The organism is Paraliobacillus sp. X-1268, from assembly GCF_003426095.1.
Taxonomy (GTDB): domain Bacteria; phylum Bacillota; class Bacilli; order Bacillales; family Amphibacillaceae; genus Paraliobacillus_A; species Paraliobacillus_A zengyii.
Genome location: NZ_QJSK01000012.1, coordinates 17,212 through 37,320, shown reverse-complemented (window position 1 = coordinate 37,320; position 20,109 = coordinate 17,212). Strand labels below are relative to the sequence as shown.

The window sequence follows — 20,109 nt, the reverse complement described above, 5'->3', positions numbered from 1 at the left end:
ATATCTATAAGAAATCATAAGGGGATAAAGCACTATCCTCCTCATTCTCAGTAGCAGTTTTCAGGTTTTGATCTTCTTTTATTATAAGCGTTAATTTATCAGTTAAGGTTGTATATCGTTTATTTGTATCTTCTTCTTGTACGCCATATAGAAAAGCTTGTTTATCGCCACAAATAATTAAAGATTGTTTTGCACGCGTTAATGCCGTGTATAACAAATTCTTACGAAGCATTCGTCGATAACCCGGCACAACAGGTAATATAACAATAGGAAACTCACTACCTTGTGATTTATGGATTGATATACAATAAGCATGCATTAAGTTTAATAAATCTTTTCTTTCATAAACAACATCTTTCTCATCAAATGACACAACTACTTGTTCAACTTGATCGACATTTTCGTCTTCTTGAAAAATAGCTGTTATCTCTCCTATATCTCCATTAAAGACGCCATCTTCGGCCTGATTAACTAATTGAATGACTTTATCTCCAGTGCGGAAGGTAACATCTTTAGCTCTTAATTCCCTACGATCTTTTCTTTTAGGATTAACTAACTTTTGAATTTCCTCATTTAACTGATGAATGCCTGCCTGAGATCGGTACATTGGGGCTAAAACTTGAATATCTTTAAGCTCAACACCCTTTTCATGCGCCTTAGTTACAATTTGTTTAACAACATCTACGACGTGTCCTTCATTACAAGCAATAAAATTAAAATCATTTGCTTTTTGAAGTGATTCTTTCGTTACTCTTTTTTGTTTCATTTCATGTGCTAACTGAATAATTTTCGAGCCCTCTTTTTGCCGATACACTTCTTCCAATTTAACAGCCGGTACCAATTTACTTGCAAGTAGATCTGCTAATACTTGACCCGGTCCCACAGATGGTAATTGATCTTCATCACCCACTATTAACACTTGCATTTCTTTAGGTATTGCTTTAAATAATTGATTAGCTAGAAAGACATCTACCATCGAAAACTCATCAATCACTAATAATTTTCCATTTAGCTGATTATCTTCATCTTTTTCAAAAGATTCATTTCCATCCCAACCTAGTAATCTGTGGATAGTAACAGCAGGCAAACCCGTAGACTCATTCATCCTTTTTGCTGCCCTTCCTGTTGGAGCTGTTAACACAAATGGGAAATCAGATTTATTATCATATTTATCAATATCTGCAGACAAATCATATAACTGTTCATACGCCTTAATAATACCCTTGATTACAGTAGTTTTACCTGTTCCTGGCCCACCTGTAAGAATCATCACTTTTTCAGTTAAAGCTTGTTTAATCGCAGCGAATTGTTCTTGTCCATAACTTAATATTTCATCTTCTTCAATTTGTCCTACAATTTTTAATAATTCAGCTTCCACCACATCATCTTCTATCTCTTGTTCAAGAACACGATTTAATTGCGTTGTGAAACCCGCTTCCGCATAATACAAAATTGGTAGAAATACCTTATCATTTTCTTCCATTATTAATTGTTTTTCTTCATTTAAAGATTGTAGTTCCGTCCAAATTTCCTCTTCTGTTATTTGATAACGTTTTGCTTGTATTAATCGACTCGATTGTTCGATTAATGCTGTTACTGGAAGATACACATGTCCATTTTGTGTTGAATCTTGTAAACAAAACATGCAACCAGCCTGAATTCTACTGGGATGATTCATTGCTATGTTATGTTGTTTAGCAACTTCATCTGCTCGTAAAAATCCAACACCATCAATGTCAAAAACATATTGATACGGATTTGTTTCTAATATATTTATTGCTTCATCTTTGTATACTTGATAGATTTTTTGTGCCATCTTTAATCCGAAACCGTATTTAGAGAGATGGACAACAACATGCTCAAATCCTTGATGTTCTTGTAACTTTTGATGAAGTCCCTCGGCTCTATCTTTGGTCAAGCCACGAATATCATCTAAGACATGAGGATCTTTCAATATTTTAGAAACAGCATTTTCACCAAGTTTTTCAACGATTCGCTGCGCTGTTTTTTTACCAACTCCGTGAAACAGTTCACTTGATAAATAAGCAACTAATCCTTCTTTCGTGTCTGGTATATAACGTTCATAATGCGTTACTTGATACTGCAAACCAAATTTTTTGTGTTTAATAAAATCCCCACGAAAGATATACGGTTCTCCCATGTTCAGTTGATTAAAATAGCCTTTTATTACAACTTCCTTTTCAGAGAACGTTTCATTAGTCTGGAGCACTTTAATTTTAGCAATGGAAAAGTGTTCTTGATGATTAGTGAAAATCATATGAATTAGTTCCCCTTTTATATAATTCTCTTCCACTTTATTGTAGTTGTCCTCCATTACTAAAATACCCCTCTGCTATTTATTGATTCGATTGCTCAATTAACATTTCTACTTTTGATTTAGCATCTAGTGCTAAACTATGATCCGGTTGCAATTCGACAGCTTTAGAAAGGTAAGCTAACGCTTCTTCAGGCTTGTCTTCAAATATTGATGCCACACCTAAATTATAATGTGCATCACTGTGTGTCTGATCAAGTTCTAATACTGCTTTAAACATTTCTTTGGCTAGTTCGAGTTGATCTGTTTGAGCTAAAGCCAGGCCATATTGAAATAAAACTGCTTCATCTGTTGGATTTATTTCTTTTGCTCGTTGAAAATAGACTAGTGAAAGTTTGTCATGTCCTTGTTGTTGAAGTGTTAAACCTTGCATGAAATACACATCTGCTTCTTCTAATCCACTATCAATCGCCTTTTGATAATTCTTTTGTGCTTTTTTAAGATCATCTATTTCAAAATAGAGATTGCCAAGCCCATAATATGCTGTACCTGCTTTATCATCCAATGTAATTGCTTTCGTGAAAAATCTTTCCGCTCTTTCATTATCATTCATATGTAATAGTAAGTTACCAAAGTTAATATACCCTACTGGATCTTCTGGTGCTTCTTCAATAACCTTATTAAAGCAACTTGCTGCTTCTTCAAATTTTCCTTCTTGCATAAACTGTATACCTTTATTTGTTTCCTCCATGTTAAAACCTTCTTTCAATCTTTATTATACAGAAAAATACAGAACAGAGGAATGTTAATCTGTTCTGTATTTTTAATTATTAGCCAACGTAATCTAACATTACTTCATCTTTAAAAATTTCATCTATTGTTCCACCACCAAGACAAACCTCACCATCATAAAATACAACAGCTTGTCCAGGTGTAATCGCACGTTCTCTTTGATCAAATACAACACGTACTTTATTATCAGTTAATGGTATTACCGACACTTTACTATCCTCTTGACGATAGCGGAATTTGGCTGTACAAGTGAACGCTTCTTGCGGCGTTTCATTTATCCAATTTAAGTCTGTCGCAATTAAGCCATCTGAATAAAGGTAATCATTCTCATAGCCTTGCTCTACATATAAGACATTTTCTTTAAGATCTTTTCCAACTACAAACCATGGACCACCAGGACCACCAATTCCTAATCCTTGGCGTTGTCCAATTGTATAATACATCAAGCCCTCATGTTGGCCTTGATTCACACCATTCATCGTACGCATATAACCTGGTTGTGCCGGTAAGTATTCACTCAAGAACTCTTTGAAATTTCGTTCTCCAATAAAACAAATACCCGTACTATCTTTTTTAGTCGCAGTTGCAAGGTTATGTTCTTTTGCAATACGACGAACTTCTTTTTTCGGTAGGTGACCTAATGGAAACATTACTTTCTCTAAAACATCAGCAGATAATTGGTTTAAGAAATAAGTTTGATCCTTATTTGAATCAACACCTCGTAACATTTCAACTCGATTACCGTTTTTACTTACTTGCGCATAATGTCCCGTTGCCACATAATCAGCACCTAGAGATAATGCGTGCTCTAAAAAGGCTTTAAATTTAATTTCTTTATTACACATTACATCTGGATTTGGTGTTCGACCAGCTTTATATTCGTCTAGAAAATAAGTGAATACTTTGTCCCAATATTGTTTTTCAAAATTAACACCGTAATATGGAATACCCAGTTGATTACAAACGCGAATAACATCATTAAAATCTTCTGTTGCGGTACAAACACCGAATTCATCGGTATCGTCCCAGTTTTTCATAAAAATGCCTACTACATCATAACCTTGTTCTTTTAGCAAAAGTGCTGTGACCGAGGAATCCACTCCGCCACTCATCCCTACAACAACACGTATATTTTTATTATCTTCCATCTCATTCACCACCTAACTATTTTTTATGATACTACTCTATTTACAATTGCAGCTATTTTGGTGGCTGCTTCTTCAATTTGTTCCTTGTTATTTGCTAAACCAAAGCTAAATCGAATAGAATTTATCGTGCGCTCATCTTCTTTACCATACATTGCAGCTAACACATGCGAAGGCTCTACAGATCCTGCTGTACAAGCACTACCACTTGAAGCCGCAATTCCTGCTAAGTCAAAGTTCATTAATAAAGACTCCACATTAGCTCCCGGAAAGCTTATATTTACAATTGTTGGGACTGTAATTGCATTTTCACCATTAATAGAATAATGCACGTTTTCCTTCTCTAATATCCCCAATAACATTTCTTTATAAGCTTGATAAGCATTCATTCGTTGCTCTTTTTCTTGTTGTATTACTTCAATTGCTTTTTGAAAACCAACAATATTTGTAACATTCTCCGTTCCTGGACGTCGTTTTCGTTCTTGTTCGCCCCCAAATTGCATTGTATTTATTCGTACACCATCTTTTATATAAAGAAAACCAGTTCCTTTAGGTCCATTGATTTTGTGCGATGATACTGTTAGTGCATCCACACCCAATTCACTTACATTAATATCACAAATACCATAGGCCTGGACCGCATCGGTATGAAAATAAGCTTGATGATTTTTAAGAATTTCGCCAATCTCTCGAATAGGTTGCATAACGCCTGTCTCATTGTTCACCATCATGATAGAAACTAAAATCGTTTGATCTGTCAAAGCAGCACGAAAGTCTTCAATCATTACTTGTCCTGATTTTTGCACAGGTAAATAAGTGATCTGATAGCCTTGTTTTTCTAGAGATTCAGCTGCATGCAATGTCGCATGATGTTCTATTTTCGTTGTAATAATATGTTTGCCTTTATCTTTATTCGCCCAAGCAATGCCAAGTAAAGCTAAATTATCAGCTTCTGTTCCACCACTTGTGAAAATGATGTTTTTTTCAGAAGCATTAATACTCTGTGCTGCTGTGTTTCTAGCCTCATCGAGTAGCTGTCTAGCTTTTCGTCCAAATTGATGAATACTTGATGGATTTCCAAATGATTGTTCCATCACAGAGAGCATCGCTTGTATCACATCTGGGTGTATAGGAGAAGTCGCTGCGTGATCCAAGTAAATTGCATCCATTAGTCTGCCTTCTTTCCATTATCTATAGTTTAAACTGGCAAATAAGTCTTAGTATAACTAGGAAGTTTCACAATCAAAAGTTGACAGTCTGCTTCTTAATTTGAAGAGTACTAACTAGCATATCTAGTTAAATTGGCAACAATCCAACAGGAACTGCGCGGTCTGAAGATCCACTCAGAAGCGTTTTTTGCCTGCGATTACTCGGTCCACTGAAGACACTTGATTCTAAGTTAACTGAAGTCATGCCTGTTGAAAAGGAGCCAATTTCACTTAAGAAAGCGGCTCGAAAACACTCTTGTTACGTTGGAGAGATTCTTTGAAAGACTATAAAGCAATATAAAAGATATACTTCAAATTTAAAACAGTCAACGATTAGCACTTATTTTTGTTTAGGAAGTTGAGTCATTTATATATAAAACATATGTGGTTCTTGACTATCGTCGTCACCATGTTTTCGCAAATCTTCTAATGTGGTAGTATCTAATACATCTTTAACCGCATCTCTAACGCGCATCCATAGTGCTTGCTTTGCGGGTTCTTCATCTTCAATACCTTCTACAGGAGTAATCGGTCCTTCTAAAATACGAATAATATCTCCAGCTGTTATTTCTCTTGCTTCTTTCGCAAGTAAATAACCCCCATAAGCTCCTCGAACACTTTTTACTAAACCAGCATTTCGTAAAGGTGGAACTAATTGTTCTAAATAATGCTCAGAAAGATTATTTTCATTTGCAATTGTTTTTAAAGAAATTGGGCCATCACCAACCCTTTTCGCTAACTCAATCATAATTGTTAAACCGTAGCGACCTTTAGTGGAAATTTTCATATTTTACACTCCCTATTTGCTAACTAACACTAACTCTATAACATTACCCAATAAATAGCATATAGCGTAATTGGTTCTTTTGTTAAATAAATTTCTTTTTTTCTTCTATTATGAGATTATTATAGCACGAATGACATATTTCTTGCATTTTTCAAACGTTATCAGTACGCTAGAGAAAATATGATATTCTCATATATATAGAGGTTGAAAACAAGAAATAATTCTATCGATTAATAAGTAAGAAGTCAAGTATTTCAATCCATTAAAGGAGTTAACTTCCATGGCAAATCAACCGCTCGCATTCCGTATGCGACCGAAACATATAGACGATATCATCGGACAAACCCATTTAGTTGGAAAAGGAAAAATGATTCACCGTATGATTGAAGCGAACAGGTTATCCTCCATGATTCTATTCGGCCCACCTGGAACTGGAAAAACATCGATGGCAATGGCTTTAGCCAAAAGTTTGAATCTTCGGTATAAACTTTTAAACGCTGTTATTGATAAGAAAAAAGACATGGAAATCGCCGTTGAAGAAGCAAAAATGTCAGGACAACTTGTATTAATTTTAGATGAGGTGCATCGTTTAGATAAAGCTAAACAAGATTTTCTATTACCTCATGTAGAAAGTAATTTAATAACTTTAATTGGTTGTACTACAAGTAATCCATATCATTCAATTAACCCAGCTATTCGAAGCCGTGTTCATTTATTTGAATTATCAAAGTTACAACCAGTAGATGTCAAAAAAGCAATAAATCGTGCACTTAGTGATTCAGATGAGGGAATTGGATCTATGCAAGTTGAAATAACAGACGAAGCCCTCGAACATTTTGCTCAATCAGCAAACGGAGATTTACGAGCAGCATTAAATGGACTTGAATTAGCTGCTTATTCAACCCCTCCCAATGAGGGTGAAATTATTTATATATCATTGGACGTTGCTGAAGCGTGTATGCAAAAGAAAAGTTTCTCTCATGATAAGAACGGTGATGCACATTATGATGTATTATCTGCTTTTCAAAAATCCATTCGGGGTAGTGATGTCAATGCTGCACTTCACTATTTAGGCAGATTAATAGAAGCAGGAGATTTGGAGAGTATCGCTCGAAGGATGGTTGTTTGTGCGTATGAAGATATAGGAATTGCTAACCCACAAGCTGGTCCTAGAGCATTAGCCGCTGTTGAAGCCGCTGAACGCGTTGGATTTCCAGAAGCACGAATTCCTTTATCTGTAGCGATAGTTGAATTATGTCTTTCACCTAAATCGAATTCAGCTTATTCTGCCCTTGATCAAGCTTTGGCAGATATCCGAAGTGGTGATACTGGCGATATACCAGCTCATTTAAAAGATGCACATTATCAAGGAGCGAAAACATTAGGACGTGGAGTCGACTATAAATATCCACACCAGTATGAAAGTGGTTGGGTCAAGCAACAATATCTACCAGATAAAATTAAGAATAAAAGATATTACCAACCTAAGCAAACAAGTAAGTTTGAGCGAGCACTGAAACTAATCTATGATAAAATAAAATCATAACTTGTATAATTCTATTCCAAATCGAACATACTAGTAAAAAAGCGTTATTAATGTGATTTTAGCTAGTTTCTATTTTTAAAGGATCTTTTATAAAGATTACTATTAGTAGTTAAATAACTAGTTTTATAAGTGAATTTACTAGACAGTATCGTATCAAAAGGAGTGAATTAAATTGGCAAAAGTTAGACAAGATGCGTGGTCACACGAAGATGATTTATTACTTGCAGAAACCGTTTTACGTCATATACGAGAAGGAAGTACGCAACTAAATGCATTTGAAGAAGTTGGTGACAAATTAAATCGTACATCTGCTGCTTGTGGATTTCGCTGGAATGCAGAAGTCCGTCAACGTTATGATCAAGCTGTTGCAATTGCGAAAAGACAAAGAAAAGAAAAGAAACGGCAATTTGCAACACAGCAAAAGCAACCTACTCATTCGATGCTTTGGAAAAAAGAAATCACACCATCAGAAGAAACAAATACAACAGTTACAGAACAACCTCAAATGATGGCAGAACAAAATTTTTCCTTTGCAAATGAACCCGAATCAATTGATTTAGATAGTGTTATCCGTTATTTAAGATCATTGAAGAAGAACGTTGATCATTCTAATCGAGCAAAACACAATGAAGCTAAATTACAAGTAGAAAATGATAGCTTATCGAATGAGAATCAACAATTACAAAAAGAAGTAAAACAATTGGAAAAACAATTAGAAACAGTACAAGCAGACTATCAAGCTTTCTTACAAATCATGGACAGAGCACGAAAAATGGTTGTGTTTGACGATAAAGATGGAAATGCATCTCCAGCATTCAGAATGGAGAAAAATGGAAATTTAGAACAAGTTGCACGATAACAAAAAAGCATCCCACCTCCATTAAACGAAGGTTAGGATGCTTTACTTATGTATGAATAGTTCAATCCCGATTGTGCCGTCTTTGTAAAAAGTTTTGAGCCCGCCTATTTGCAGGTGGGTGCCCTGTTTTATATCTAATACGTCCTTAGTTAAAAGGCATGTACGCCATATAAAAACAATTGGCTCCCGTAATTATAAATGTTCGGTCAAAACATTAATAATTCAACGAACACATCAGGATTGTTTACTATCATTTAGTTGTTAATTACTAATTAACTTCTACACATATATTAGCATAGAAAACGATTTATTTCAAATGTTTTAACAAGCAATTTATTCCAATTATCGCTTTATTTTTCACTTTCTCCTGGCTTTTTTTGTAATAGTAATTGCAACTCATCTAGCTGTGCTTGACTAACGCTACCTGGAGCATCAGTTAATGGATCAGATGCAGATGCCGTTTTCGGAAATAGAATCGTATCACGTAAATTTGTTTTTCCTGCTAAAAGCATTATAATACGATCGAAGCCTAAAGCAATCCCACCATGTGGTGGAGTACCATACTCAAGTGCTTGTAGAAGGAAAGAAAATTGTGACTCAGCCTCTTCTTTTGAGAAACCAAGTGCTTTAAACATTTTATCTTGTATGTCTCTCTTATATATACGTAACGAACCTCCACCTAACTCAAAGCCATTCAACACTAAATCATAAGCCTGTGCCTTTACTTGCTCTGGATGTGTTTCTAATTTATCTATATCTTCCATACTAGGCATTGTAAATGGATGATGTGCCGCAGAGTATCTTCCTGAATCTTCATCATATTCTAATAATGGCCAATCGGTTACCCATAAGAAATTAAATTGGTTCTCATCAATTAAGTTTAATTCCTTTGCTAATTTCATACGAAGTGCACCTAAACTATCATATACAACAGCATTTTTATCAGCAACAAATAGTAGTAAATCATCACTTTCCGCCTGGAGTCTTTCCATTAATACATTTTGCTCTTCTTCAGTGAAGAATTTGGCAATTGGACCCTTAAATGCATTATCTTCTATTTTCAACCATGCTAACCCTTTTGCACCATATATTTTTACAAAGTCAGTTAATTTATCAATATCCTTACGCGAATAATCTTTTGCATGTCCTTTAACATTTATCGCACTTACTTTTCCACCTGAAGAAATGGCACTTTCAAATACCTTAAAGTCCGATGTTTTAACTAAGTCTGATAGATCAACTAGTTCCATATCATAACGTGTATCTGGTTTATCTGAACCGTAACGCTCCATCGCTTCTTCATACCGTATACGAGGTAAAGGTAAAGATAAATCGATCCCTTTAACTTCCTTCATTAATTTTACCATCATTCTTTCCGTCATCTCCATGATTTCATCACTTGACATAAATGATGTTTCTATATCGATTTGGGTGAATTCTGGTTGACGATCTGCACGTAAATCCTCATCACGGAAACAACGAGCAAATTGGAAATAGCGTTCAAACCCAGCAACCATTAACAATTGTTTAAATAATTGCGGAGATTGTGGGAGTGCATAAAAATGACCTGGATGAACACGGCTAGGAACAAGATAATCTCTCGCACCCTCTGGGGTACTTTTTGTTAACATTGGTGTTTCCATCTCCAAATATTGTTCCTCGTTCAAAAATTGACGAATAACTTGTGTCGCTTGATGGCGAAGCCGAAATGTTTGTTGCATCGATTCTCTTCGCAAATCAAGATAACGGTATTTTAAACGTAATTCTTCAGCGATTTCTTTATCATCATGTACAGAAAATGGTGGATTTTTTGCTTCATTTAAAATCGTCACTTCATTAACTAATATCTCAATTTTACCAGTTATTAGTTTTTCATTGATAGTTGCTGCTTCCCGCTCAACAACTTCTCCATGAACCTCTAATACATATTCACTTCGAACCGATTCTGCAATAGTTAAAGCTTGTTCAGAAACAGTTGGATTAAATACAATTTGTACTAAACCAGAACGATCACGGAAATCAATAAATATTAAGCCACCAAGATCCCGACGTTTTTGAACCCATCCTTTTACACATACCGTTGAACCAATATCTGTTGTTCTTATCGTACCTGCTAATCGTCTCTCCTGTTGCATTATACTTTCCCCCCGTGTAATAGTTGTTCTATATGCGTAATCACGTGATCAAGCTGTACAGTTTCTTGTTCACCTGTGTTCATGTCTTTGACATTAATATTGTTTTCAGCTAATTCATTATCTCCTAAAACTAATACATACTTCGTTTTGAGACGGTCAGCAGTTTTAAATTGACCTTTAAACTTTTTCGATTGATAATCTTTGTCCACTTGGATACCAGCTTGGCGCATTTCATATACTAGACTTGTGGCCTTTTGTTCAGCCTTTTCACCCATTGTTACAACATAACAATCTAAACCACTATCAATTGGTAAGGTTAGTTCTTCTGCTTCAAGAGCCATTAATAAACGTTCTACACTCAATGCAAATCCAATACCAGGCGTTTCTGGACCACCTAAATCTTCTACTAAACCGTTATATCGACCACCACCAGATAAAGTTGTAATCGCTCCAAAACCATCTGCATCACTCATAATCTCAAATGCAGTGTGATTGTAATAATCTAAACCTCTAACTAAGTTTTTATCTACTACATATGCGATATTCATTTGGTCTAAGAAACCCTTTACCTGTTCAAAATAATTTCGTGATGCATCATTTAAATAATCTAATATGGATGGTGCTGTTGCCATCGACGGATGATCTTTATCTTTTTTACAGTCCAAAATCCTTAATGGATTTTGCTCTAATCGTAACTGACAATCACTGCATAGTTCTTCTTTATGAGGTTTAAAGTGTTCAATTAGAGCATTGCGATGACTCGTTCTACTTTCGGTGTCTCCCAAGCTATTAATAACCAATCGTAGCGAACGTAATCCCAATTGCTGATAAACAGACATTGCAAGTGAGATTACCTCTGCATCTATTGCTGGATCTGCACTTCCTAATGCTTCTACACCAAACTGTACAAATTGCCTCATTCTTCCTTGTTGTGGTCGTTCATAACGGAACATCGGGCCTGCATAAAATAGCTTAGTTGGCTGTGTAGCATGTCCAAATAACTTATGTTGCACAAAGGCTCTAACGACTGATGCAGTTCCTTCTGGTCTGAGCGTAAGACTCCGTTCTCCTCGATCTTCAAATGTATACATTTCTTTTTGTACGATATCAGTTGTATCACCAACTCCACGCTGAAATAATTCGGTGTGTTCAAATATCGGCGTGCGAATTTCTTTATAATTATATGTACGACAAAGTTCTTTGAATTTCTCTTCAACATATTGCCATTGTTCTGTTACACCTGGTAAAAGATCTTGTGTTCCTCTCGGCGCATTAATCATTTGTTTAACCCCCTGTTAATTAATCCCTATTCTTAAACATAAATAAACTCCCGTCCCTCCAATAAAGAAGGGACGAGAGTTTAACCCGTGTTACCACCCTAGTTGAAATGTATACTACATTCCCACTCGAAACAGTTAACGCCTGTCTACGTTTGTATTTACTTCGCTTTCAATACAAATCCTAAGGAATGTCTTTCATTAAGCTGCTTAACCGGATTCCCTTTCAGCCTAGGGGATTCACTCTCTTTTGCCGCATTTCCTAACTACTTTTTCCCTCATTGGAGATAACACTTTATAAACTCGTACGAATTGTAAGAATTGTTTATAATATTACTGTTTGTGAGCTATCTTGTCAAGAACGATTTAATTTTCTTTTTAACTTTTTAACATCATATAAAGAAATTCCTAACTCCTCTGCAATCTCTAAACTATTACTTACTGATTCCAGTTCAATAAACCGATGAAAGTCTACATTTAATAATCCATTATTGTATCTATTAGATTGATTATCATTAACTCGCATGAATCTAACTCCCTTATGGTAATTTTAGAGTTGTTCTATTATAATTACACTAGAATTCATTTTAAAAAATTTGGGGGTACATCATGCGTCTACGACGAAAGCATATTTTTTTGTTTTTCATTTTCATTATTTTTAGTCTATCCAATTATGCTGAGGTCTATGCACAAGAAGTAACGATTGCAGCTGATGGTCTAAATATAAGAAGTGGTCCAGGCGAGGATTATGACGTTGTTGGACAAGTTAATACAGGAGAAATATTCCAACTCATAGAAGAAAAGCCGAATTGGATAGCGATTTCGTATAATTCTCAAACCGTATGGGTAGCAGCAGAATATGTTAGCCTATCACCTGAAACAGGAGAAGAGACTGATCAATCAGAAGAAGTAGAAACAACAGAGGAAAATATAGTAAACGTTCCAGAAGAGCAAAATACAATTAAAAATGCCATGACTAAATTTCAAGAAACCAATGTTCGAAGTCAACCTTCAACAGCTGGTGATATCCTCACTACACTAGGTAAAGGTGAAGTCATTTCCACAATACAATCTGAAAATGATTGGCTTGAAATAGAATGGGATAACACAACTGGTTATGTTCCTTCATGGGTTATTGGCGATGTCTCACCAATTCGAACAGATGCAACATCTGTATTTCAAAATAAAGTGATTGTATTAGATGCTGGCCATGGTGGAAGAGACGTTGGTGCAATTGGTGCAAGTGGTAATTACGAGAAGGATTACACGTTACGTACTGCTAAAATGGTCAAATCCTATTTAGAACAACTAGGAGCAACTGTTTATTTAACACGTGATGACGATCACTATTACACACTAACGAGTAGAGCAGCCTTTTCTAATTATCAGAATGCGGATATGTTCTTAAGTTTGCATTATAATAGTACCCCACAATATCCTAATGCTGCTGGGATAAGTACCTACTATTATAACGAAAGTGATGCAGCCTTAGCTGATATAGTGCACACAGAATTATTAAAGTCACTATTAGCAGAAGATCGTCAAACTAATTATGGAGACTATCAAGTAATTCGAACAAATCACCGTCCATCACTATTACTAGAATTAGGATTTATATCGAACGTTGAAGAGGAATCAAAGATACAAACACTTTCCTACCAGAAGAAAATTGCGCAGGGAATTATCGCAGGTTTACAAAGATATTACTCATATAATGAATAAGTAAAAAAGTAGATCTTCCAATTACGGAAGATCTACTTTTTTAAAATTTAATCAATCTTTACTATCTAAGATCAGCGTAACTGGTCCATTATTAACCATATCTATATCCATCATCGCTCCAAATAAACCCGTTTCGATATGAATGCCAGTGTTCTTAATAGATTGATTAAAATAATCATAGCACTCTTTTGCTTGATCAGGCTTAGCTGCTCCCATAAAATTAGGTCTTCTTCCCTTTCGACAATCACCGAATAAGGTAAACTGTGAAACGGATAGTATACTTCCTTCTATATCTTTTACAGAGAGATTCATTTTTTCAGAATTATCTTCAAAAATGCGTAAGTGAATGATCTTTTGAACAAGGTAATCTGCATCTTTCAACGTATCCTCGTGGGTAACACCGAGTAAGACCATTAAACCTCGTCCAATTTCTCCTACCTGCTCACCCTTGACTGACACACTTGCATGATTAACTCGTTGAATAACGGCCCTCATTAAAAATATCTCCTTTAAGACTAGCTATTGTAATACGCGTTCAACAGTATAAACGTCTTTTATTTGTTTTAAACGATCAACAATTTTACGTAAATGTCCTAAGTTATGAATTAGAATAGTCAAATGAATTACTGCCATTTTATTTCGATCAGACTTTCCGTTTACAGCAGTAATATTTGTTCGCATTTCATTTACAGATTGTAAAACGTCATTTAACAAACCGCGACGATCATATCCAGATATTTCTAAATCAACATGGTATTGTTTTATGTCAGTGTTACTATCTTCCCATTCCACATAAAGTAACCGTTCATCGGTTAATTCTGCCTTAATATTAGGGCAATCAACACGATGTACAGAAACACCACGTCCTTTAGTAATAAAGCCAACAATCTTATCACCTGGTACAGGATTACAACATTTTGATAATCGCACTAATAAATTATCGACACCCTCTACCTTTACACCAGAATCCTTTTTTCGATAGGCTTTTGGTTTTACCGTTTTTTTCTGTGCACCTTCTAAAATTTGCTCTAATTCCTGATGTTCTTCCTCTTTTCGCAACTTTTCTGTTAGTCGAGTTGCAATCTGAGCAGCCGTTATTCCTTGATACCCTACAGCGGCATACATATCTTCAACACTTATAAAATTAAAACGTTCCGCAACTCTTTTTAAATTGTCTGTAGTAATGGCATCTTTTAAAGCAAAACCAGTTGCTTTCACTTCTTTATCTACCATTTCTTTTCCTTTTACTACATTTTCATCTCGTTGCTGTTTCTTGAAAAACTGTTTAATTCTATTTTTAGCTTGAGATGTTTGTGCCATCTTCACCCAATCACGTGACGGTCCGTATGAGTGTTTTGATGTTAAAACTTCAACAATGTCGCCATTTTTAAGTTGATAATCTAATGGCTCCATTTTTCCGTTTATCCGTGCACCTATTGTTTGGTTTCCAACTTCTGTGTGGATTTTATAGGAAAAATCAATAGGCACTGAACCAGCTGGTAGTTCAATTACATCACCTTTTGGAGTAAAAACATATACCATGTCAGAGAAGAGATCAACCTTTAGTGATTCCATAAATTCTTCTGCGTCATGTGTTTCTGTTTGCCATTCTAGTATCTCTCTAAACCAAGCAAGTTTTTTCTCGGAATTTCCTTTTGTTTGTTCTAATTGTTTACCCTCTTTATATGCCCAGTGAGCTGCAATTCCATATTCAGCTATCTCATGCATTTCTTTTGTTCGAATTTGCACTTCTAGCGGAGCACCTTTAGGACCAATCACTGTTGTGTGTAAAGACTGATATAAATTTGGTTTCGGCATTGCAATATAGTCTTTAAAACGTCCTGGCATAGGTTTCCAACAGGTGTGAATAATCCCTAAAACGGCATAACAATCCTTAATACTCTCAACAATTATTCGAACTGCTAGCAAATCATAAATCTCATTAAATTGTTTGTTTTGTAAGACCATTTTACGATAAATACTATATAAATGTTTTGGTCTTCCAGAAAAGTCTGCTTTAATACTTATGTCCGCTAATTGATTTTGCACTTCTGTCATAACTTCTTCAATATAAAATTCACGTTCTTGTCGTTTTTGTTTCATTAAATTGACAATACGATAATACTGTTGAGGATTTAAATAGCGTAATGCTGTATCTTCAAGCTCCCATTTTATAGCAGATATACCTAAGCGATGTGCTAATGGTGCAAAGATCTCAAGCGTTTCATTTGAAATACGTCTTTGTTTCTCTGGGGGCAAGTGTTTTAAAGTCCGCATATTATGCAGACGATCAGCTAATTTTATCAAAATAACACGAATATCTTTTGCCATTGCAATGAACATCTTACGATGATTTTCCGCTTGCTGTGCTTCTTTCGATTTGTATTTAATTTTACCTAATTTTGTAACCCCATCTACTAACATCGCAACTTCATTATTAAAGTTTTCTTGTAACATTTCTACCGTTATATCTGTATCTTCCACAACATCATGTAAAAAGCCACCTGCAATCGTTTCTGGGTCTAGTTCTAAATGAACCAAAATTCCAGCTACTTGAACCGGATGGATAATATATGGTTCGCCTGATTTGCGAAATTGGTTCTCATGTGCCTTTTTAGCATATTCATAAGCACGCCTAATAAAATCAAGATCTTTACCTGAAAGATATTGAGAAGCTTGTTCAATTACATCTTGTGCTGTCAAAATATTCTCTTTCGACATTTTATCACCTTTACCCTCTTATGCCTCTGTTCATTTAGTATGACATTTTCCATATAAATATATAAGAACGAAAAACCATAAAGCTTTATTATAGTATAATAAAAGATTTGTCCAAATGATACAAGGATTTCAATTCTCTTTAATTCAAATAGTCGTATTAACTCTTTTCAAATGTGAAATTGACAAAATAAAACAAATTACGCCTTTAATTAGGAAAATAAGGAGTACCTCCAATTAGGCACTCCTTTCTTATAAGAAATCATTGTCTTTTAATTAGATTATAAACTGTAACTTAACATTATTGTAACATCTCTTATCAATGCTCTATTCAGTCTAATATTCCATTAGCGTTAGTATATCATAACCTTCTAAATTATCTCGACCGTTTAAGTATGTAAGTTCAATTAAGAAAGCGCATCCGACTACAATACCACCTAATTGTTCTACTAACTTAATCGTTGCATCGATCGTTCCACCAGTAGCTAATAAATCATCTGTTATTAGTACCCGTTGGCCCGGTTTAATTGCATCTTTATGAAGTGTTAGTACATTTTCACCATATTCTAAATCATAATTCACTTTAATTACTTCTCGTGGTAATTTACCTTCTTTTCTAACTGGTGCAAATCCAATTTCCAATGCATAGGCCACTGGACAACCTACAATAAATCCTCTAGCTTCAGGTCCTACAATTAAATCAATATCTTTTTTATCTGCATAAGCAACGATTTCATCCACTGCAGCTTTATAAGCCTTGCCATTATCCATCAGTGTTGTAATATCCTTAAAGCGTACACCTTCTTTAGGCCAATCTTCTACCACAGTAATATAATCTTTATAATTCATTCGTTATTTCCTCCTCAACAGAGCTTGTGTGCTCCATTTGACTGTCCATCCATGTTTTTAACTCACGGTAACTAGAATAATATAATACTTTTTCCATCTCAGCTTGTTTAATCGATTGCTGATAAGCATTTGATTCTGTTAAATCTCGTTTTCTTACTTGCTTATTAGGATAAATCACACCATCTGTCATTTTAACAAATTCCAGCTCGGAAAACACCTTAATAATAAACTCTATTTTATTTGTTTTCCAACCTTTGCTTTTACTTAATATATCTAATTCAGTTTTCCTATTAAATTGTTCTCTTTTTAATAACATACCATAAAACCATTTAAACTCATCACGAGTAGGAAAAGACTGCAAAAAGTGCTCTTCCTCGATATGATAACACGCAAAGATATTTTGTGGAGAGAGAAGGGAGAATACCTCTTCTAATTGTTCCAATTGATTGGGTAAGTCTAACAAAACTATATTCTTAAACGTTGTAACATCTTGCTCTTTAGCAAGTATCCGTAACTCTTCAAAGGTGGCATATGTTCCTTCAACCTTATGCTCAGCTTCTTTTGTTTCAAAAGAGAGCATAATCGTTTTGTTTTTATCTAAATGTTCTAGTTTTTTTGACCATAATTTAGAACCTCGATAATCAAATAATTGCCACTCATTTACTGCTAGATCTTGGATCATGAGCTGTGGACTTTTTTTACCATTCCATTCATTAATTTGCAAAAAACCTACTGCTTCTATTTCAGTATGTTCTGAAATAGAATGATACAATGCTCCCATACCAAAACCAACACCAGCCAGTTGAACAGAATCACTACGGAATGAAACTTTCAAATGGTTTTTTTCACTACCTATTTGCCTCAATTCATTAGGTTTATCCTTTAAATGGAATAAAGGCTTCGGATTACCCATACCAAATGGAGCTATTTTATTTAACTCATTTACTAAACCAATATCAATTGAATTGATTTCAATAGAGTCTTCTATATCTAATTGTTCTTTATAGTCTTCCGGTTGCAGTTGCTCTTCTGCTAGTTGATTAAGCGAATGACGTATTTTATCAACGTTCTCTTGTAAAAGCGTCATGCCTGCTGCTTGCGAGTGACCACCAAACCGTAAAAATTGATCTTTTATTTGCATACCGTTTTTAAATAAATCAAATGCTTGAATACTGCGAGCAGATCCTTTTGCATAACCTTCTTCTGGCTGAATCGTTAAAACAATGGCAGGTCTTTGAAACGTTCTAACTAGTTTTGATGCTACAATTCCAAGAACACCTTGATTCCAACCTTCTTTGGCAACAACGATCACGTTCCTATTCTCATCAGGTGTAGATTCCACCATCATAATTGCTTCTTTAGCAATTTCTTTCACTATTTGTTGTCGCTCCTGATTAAGCTGATTAATCTGTGTTGCAATTTCTTGCGCTTCTTCTTGGTCTTTCGTTAATAATAATTCAACTGCAGGATAAGCTGTTTGTAATCGACCCACAGCATTAATACGCGGCCCGATTAAAAAGCCTATATCTTCTTCTGTCATATCACCTTGTATACTACACGTTTGTTTTAACGCATCTATACCCGGACGATTAGATTGACTAATTGCTTTTAAACCATGATACGCTAAAATACGGTTCTCTCCTACTAATGGAACTAAATCAGCTATTGTTCCAATAACAACTAGATCTAAAAGTTGTGTTGGAAAATAGCCCAATATATGTTCGGCCAACTTAAAAGCAACGCCTACACCAGCTAATTCTTTAAATGGATAACTTTCCGAGCATTTCGGGTGTACAATCGCGTAAGCTTCTGGAAGTGATTCTTGTACTTCATGGTGATCCGTAATAATTAAGTCAATTCCAATTTCTTTCGCCACAAAAGCAGGTTCGATTGCAGCAATTCCAGTATCAACAGTAATAATAAGTTGAAAACCTTGTTTTTTTGCATCCCTAAAAGCTTGTTCATTAGGCCCGTATCCTTCTGTAAACCGATTCGGAATATAGTAATCACACATTGCTCCTGCCTCACGCAACGCCTCAATCAATACAGCCGTCGCACTAACACCATCAGCGTCATAATCACCAAAAACTAAAATACTTTCACCTTGTTCAATCGCTTGATCAATACGTTGTTTTGTCTTCTCCATATCATTTAACAAACTAGGATCATGTAGATCTTTTAAGTTAGGATTTAAAAATGTTTCCGCTTCTTCTATTGTCGAAATTTCTCGCTTAGCAAGCATACCTTTAATCATTGGTGATACATTTAATGATGCAAGTTCCTCAGATATTGCAGCATGCTGTTTATATGTAAAATTCCATTTTGTTTGACTTTGTAACATAAGTTCACCCCTGACTTACTTATTATACAAGAGTATGTCAGGGGGTTCAAATACAAATACTTCTTGTTATTCCTTAGAAGTGTCATTTGTGTTATTAATTTCATTATTATCTGCACTTTGCTCATCTAATGTAGATATGTCCTTTTCTTTTTCAACATTTTTTAGACTTGCGATTTCTTTTTTAAGTGAACGAACTTGTTTTTGGTATTGTAATAATCGAAAAATACCAAATGCACTTGTAATTAAACCACCCATTAAAACAGATACTAAGATGACAAGTACTAATGGTGCTTGTCCAGTTCCAAATAGATAATCAACTTCTACAGGAGCGACATTAATAACTGCAAACACAGCTACAATAAGTGCGAAGATAAGTGCTAAAATAATATGCGTTTGTCCTTTCATGTAAACACCTCTTTTTCTTGAATTATAAGTATAATTCCCTAAACCCTTAA

The 20,109-nt window shown here is 35.0% G+C and carries 16 protein-coding genes, 1 other RNA gene and 1 other annotated feature; of the genes, 3 read left to right on the top strand and 14 right to left on the bottom strand.

What is annotated here, in order from left to right:
• Positions 1-4: 4 nt before the first annotated feature.
• From recD2 to cymR, 5 genes are all read right to left on the bottom strand, one after another.
• Positions 5-2,335, bottom strand: a complete 2,331-nt coding sequence (recD2, locus tag D2K62_RS12860) for an SF1B family DNA helicase RecD2 (protein ID WP_117161579.1) — start codon at positions 2,333-2,335, stop codon at positions 5-7.
• 22 nt (positions 2,336-2,357) lie between these two features.
• Positions 2,358-3,026 (bottom strand): tetratricopeptide repeat protein, encoded by a 669-nt coding sequence (locus D2K62_RS12855; RefSeq protein WP_117161578.1) that lies wholly within the window; start codon positions 3,024-3,026, stop codon positions 2,358-2,360.
• Positions 3,027-3,105: 79 nt separating this feature from the next.
• Entirely contained in the window at positions 3,106-4,215 is a 1,110-nt protein-coding gene (mnmA, locus tag D2K62_RS12850) for a tRNA 2-thiouridine(34) synthase MnmA (RefSeq protein WP_117161577.1), read from the bottom strand.
• A 23-nt stretch (positions 4,216-4,238) separates the two neighbouring features.
• Positions 4,239-5,381, bottom strand: coding sequence for a cysteine desulfurase family protein (locus D2K62_RS12845; protein WP_112181441.1), 1,143 nt, complete (start codon positions 5,379-5,381; stop codon positions 4,239-4,241).
• A 406-nt stretch (positions 5,382-5,787) separates the two neighbouring features.
• Positions 5,788-6,207 (bottom strand): cysteine metabolism transcriptional regulator CymR, encoded by a 420-nt coding sequence (gene cymR / locus D2K62_RS12840; RefSeq protein WP_112181442.1) that lies wholly within the window; start codon positions 6,205-6,207, stop codon positions 5,788-5,790.
• Positions 6,208-6,487: 280 nt separating this feature from the next.
• Here cymR and D2K62_RS12835 point away from each other — a divergent pair, with 280 nt between their 5' ends.
• Positions 6,488-7,753, top strand: coding sequence for a replication-associated recombination protein A (locus D2K62_RS12835; protein ID WP_112181443.1), 1,266 nt, complete (start codon positions 6,488-6,490; stop codon positions 7,751-7,753).
• A gap of 172 nt (positions 7,754-7,925) precedes the next feature.
• Positions 7,926-8,612, top strand: coding sequence for an RsfA family transcriptional regulator (locus D2K62_RS12830; RefSeq protein ID WP_112181444.1), 687 nt, complete (start codon positions 7,926-7,928; stop codon positions 8,610-8,612).
• 60 nt (positions 8,613-8,672) lie between these two features.
• Here the strand turns inward: D2K62_RS12830 and ssrS are convergent.
• From ssrS to D2K62_RS18975, 4 genes are all read right to left on the bottom strand, one after another.
• Positions 8,673-8,856, bottom strand: a non-coding RNA gene (gene ssrS / locus D2K62_RS12825) — 6S RNA.
• Between the two features lie 106 nt (positions 8,857-8,962).
• Entirely contained in the window at positions 8,963-10,747 is a 1,785-nt protein-coding gene (gene aspS, locus D2K62_RS12820; protein WP_117161576.1) for an aspartate--tRNA ligase, read from the bottom strand.
• The gene (hisS, locus tag D2K62_RS12815; protein WP_112181446.1) at positions 10,747-12,027 is read right to left on the bottom strand and encodes a histidine--tRNA ligase; all 1,281 of its coding nucleotides are present in this window, start codon (positions 12,025-12,027) and stop codon (positions 10,747-10,749) included. Before hisS ends, aspS begins: the two co-directional genes overlap by 1 nt.
• Before the next feature lie 65 nt (positions 12,028-12,092).
• Positions 12,093-12,315 (bottom strand) — a binding site (T-box leader).
• 64 nt (positions 12,316-12,379) lie between these two features.
• Positions 12,380-12,550, bottom strand: coding sequence for a hypothetical protein (locus D2K62_RS18975; protein WP_198663181.1), 171 nt, complete (start codon positions 12,548-12,550; stop codon positions 12,380-12,382).
• Between the two features lie 83 nt (positions 12,551-12,633).
• On the opposite strand from D2K62_RS18975, the gene D2K62_RS12810 reads away from it, so the two are divergent.
• Entirely contained in the window at positions 12,634-13,746 is a 1,113-nt protein-coding gene (locus D2K62_RS12810) for an N-acetylmuramoyl-L-alanine amidase family protein (RefSeq protein WP_112181447.1), read from the top strand.
• 51 nt (positions 13,747-13,797) lie between these two features.
• Here D2K62_RS12810 and dtd read toward each other — a convergent pair whose 3' ends face one another.
• The 5 genes from dtd to D2K62_RS12785 all read right to left on the bottom strand — a co-directional run bounded on the left by dtd (position 13,798) and on the right by D2K62_RS12785 (position 20,059).
• The gene (gene dtd / locus D2K62_RS12805) at positions 13,798-14,241 is read right to left on the bottom strand and encodes a D-aminoacyl-tRNA deacylase (protein ID WP_112181448.1); all 444 of its coding nucleotides are present in this window, start codon (positions 14,239-14,241) and stop codon (positions 13,798-13,800) included.
• 24 nt (positions 14,242-14,265) lie between these two features.
• Positions 14,266-16,467 (bottom strand): RelA/SpoT family protein, encoded by a 2,202-nt coding sequence (locus tag D2K62_RS12800; RefSeq protein ID WP_112181449.1) that lies wholly within the window; start codon positions 16,465-16,467, stop codon positions 14,266-14,268.
• A 333-nt stretch (positions 16,468-16,800) separates the two neighbouring features.
• Positions 16,801-17,313 (bottom strand): adenine phosphoribosyltransferase, encoded by a 513-nt coding sequence (locus tag D2K62_RS12795; RefSeq protein ID WP_112181450.1) that lies wholly within the window; start codon positions 17,311-17,313, stop codon positions 16,801-16,803.
• On the bottom strand, positions 17,303-19,654 hold the full coding sequence (gene recJ, locus D2K62_RS12790; RefSeq protein WP_112181451.1) for a single-stranded-DNA-specific exonuclease RecJ: 2,352 nt from the start codon (positions 19,652-19,654) through the stop codon (positions 17,303-17,305). Before recJ ends, D2K62_RS12795 begins: the two co-directional genes overlap by 11 nt.
• Positions 19,655-19,720: 66 nt before the next feature.
• Complete coding sequence (locus D2K62_RS12785) at positions 19,721-20,059, bottom strand: LapA family protein (protein ID WP_112181452.1); 339 nt, start codon at positions 20,057-20,059, stop codon at positions 19,721-19,723.
• Positions 20,060-20,109 lie beyond the last annotated feature (50 nt).

Coding starts and splice junctions, on each gene's coding strand:
- cymR (WP_112181442.1), bottom strand. CDS start 6,207: ATGAAAATTTCCACTAAAGGTCGCTACGGTTTAACAATTATGATTGAG.
- mnmA (WP_117161577.1), bottom strand. CDS start 4,215: ATGGAAGATAATAAAAATATACGTGTTGTTGTAGGGATGAGTGGCGGA.
- D2K62_RS12800 (WP_112181449.1), bottom strand. CDS start 16,467: ATGTCGAAAGAGAATATTTTGACAGCACAAGATGTAATTGAACAAGCT.
- D2K62_RS12855 (WP_117161578.1), bottom strand. CDS start 3,026: ATGGAGGAAACAAATAAAGGTATACAGTTTATGCAAGAAGGAAAATTT.
- recJ (WP_112181451.1), bottom strand. CDS start 19,654: ATGTTACAAAGTCAAACAAAATGGAATTTTACATATAAACAGCATGCT.
- D2K62_RS12810 (WP_112181447.1), top strand. CDS start 12,634: ATGCGTCTACGACGAAAGCATATTTTTTTGTTTTTCATTTTCATTATT.
- D2K62_RS12795 (WP_112181450.1), bottom strand. CDS start 17,313: ATGAATTATAAAGATTATATTACTGTGGTAGAAGATTGGCCTAAAGAA.
- recD2 (WP_117161579.1), bottom strand. CDS start 2,335: ATGGAGGACAACTACAATAAAGTGGAAGAGAATTATATAAAAGGGGAA.
- D2K62_RS12835 (WP_112181443.1), top strand. CDS start 6,488: ATGGCAAATCAACCGCTCGCATTCCGTATGCGACCGAAACATATAGAC.
- hisS (WP_112181446.1), bottom strand. CDS start 12,027: ATGATTAATGCGCCGAGAGGAACACAAGATCTTTTACCAGGTGTAACA.
- dtd (WP_112181448.1), bottom strand. CDS start 14,241: ATGAGGGCCGTTATTCAACGAGTTAATCATGCAAGTGTGTCAGTCAAG.
- D2K62_RS18975 (WP_198663181.1), bottom strand. CDS start 12,550: ATGCGAGTTAATGATAATCAATCTAATAGATACAATAATGGATTATTA.
- aspS (WP_117161576.1), bottom strand. CDS start 10,747: ATGCAACAGGAGAGACGATTAGCAGGTACGATAAGAACAACAGATATT.
- D2K62_RS12785 (WP_112181452.1), bottom strand. CDS start 20,059: ATGAAAGGACAAACGCATATTATTTTAGCACTTATCTTCGCACTTATT.
- D2K62_RS12845 (WP_112181441.1), bottom strand. CDS start 5,381: ATGGATGCAATTTACTTGGATCACGCAGCGACTTCTCCTATACACCCA.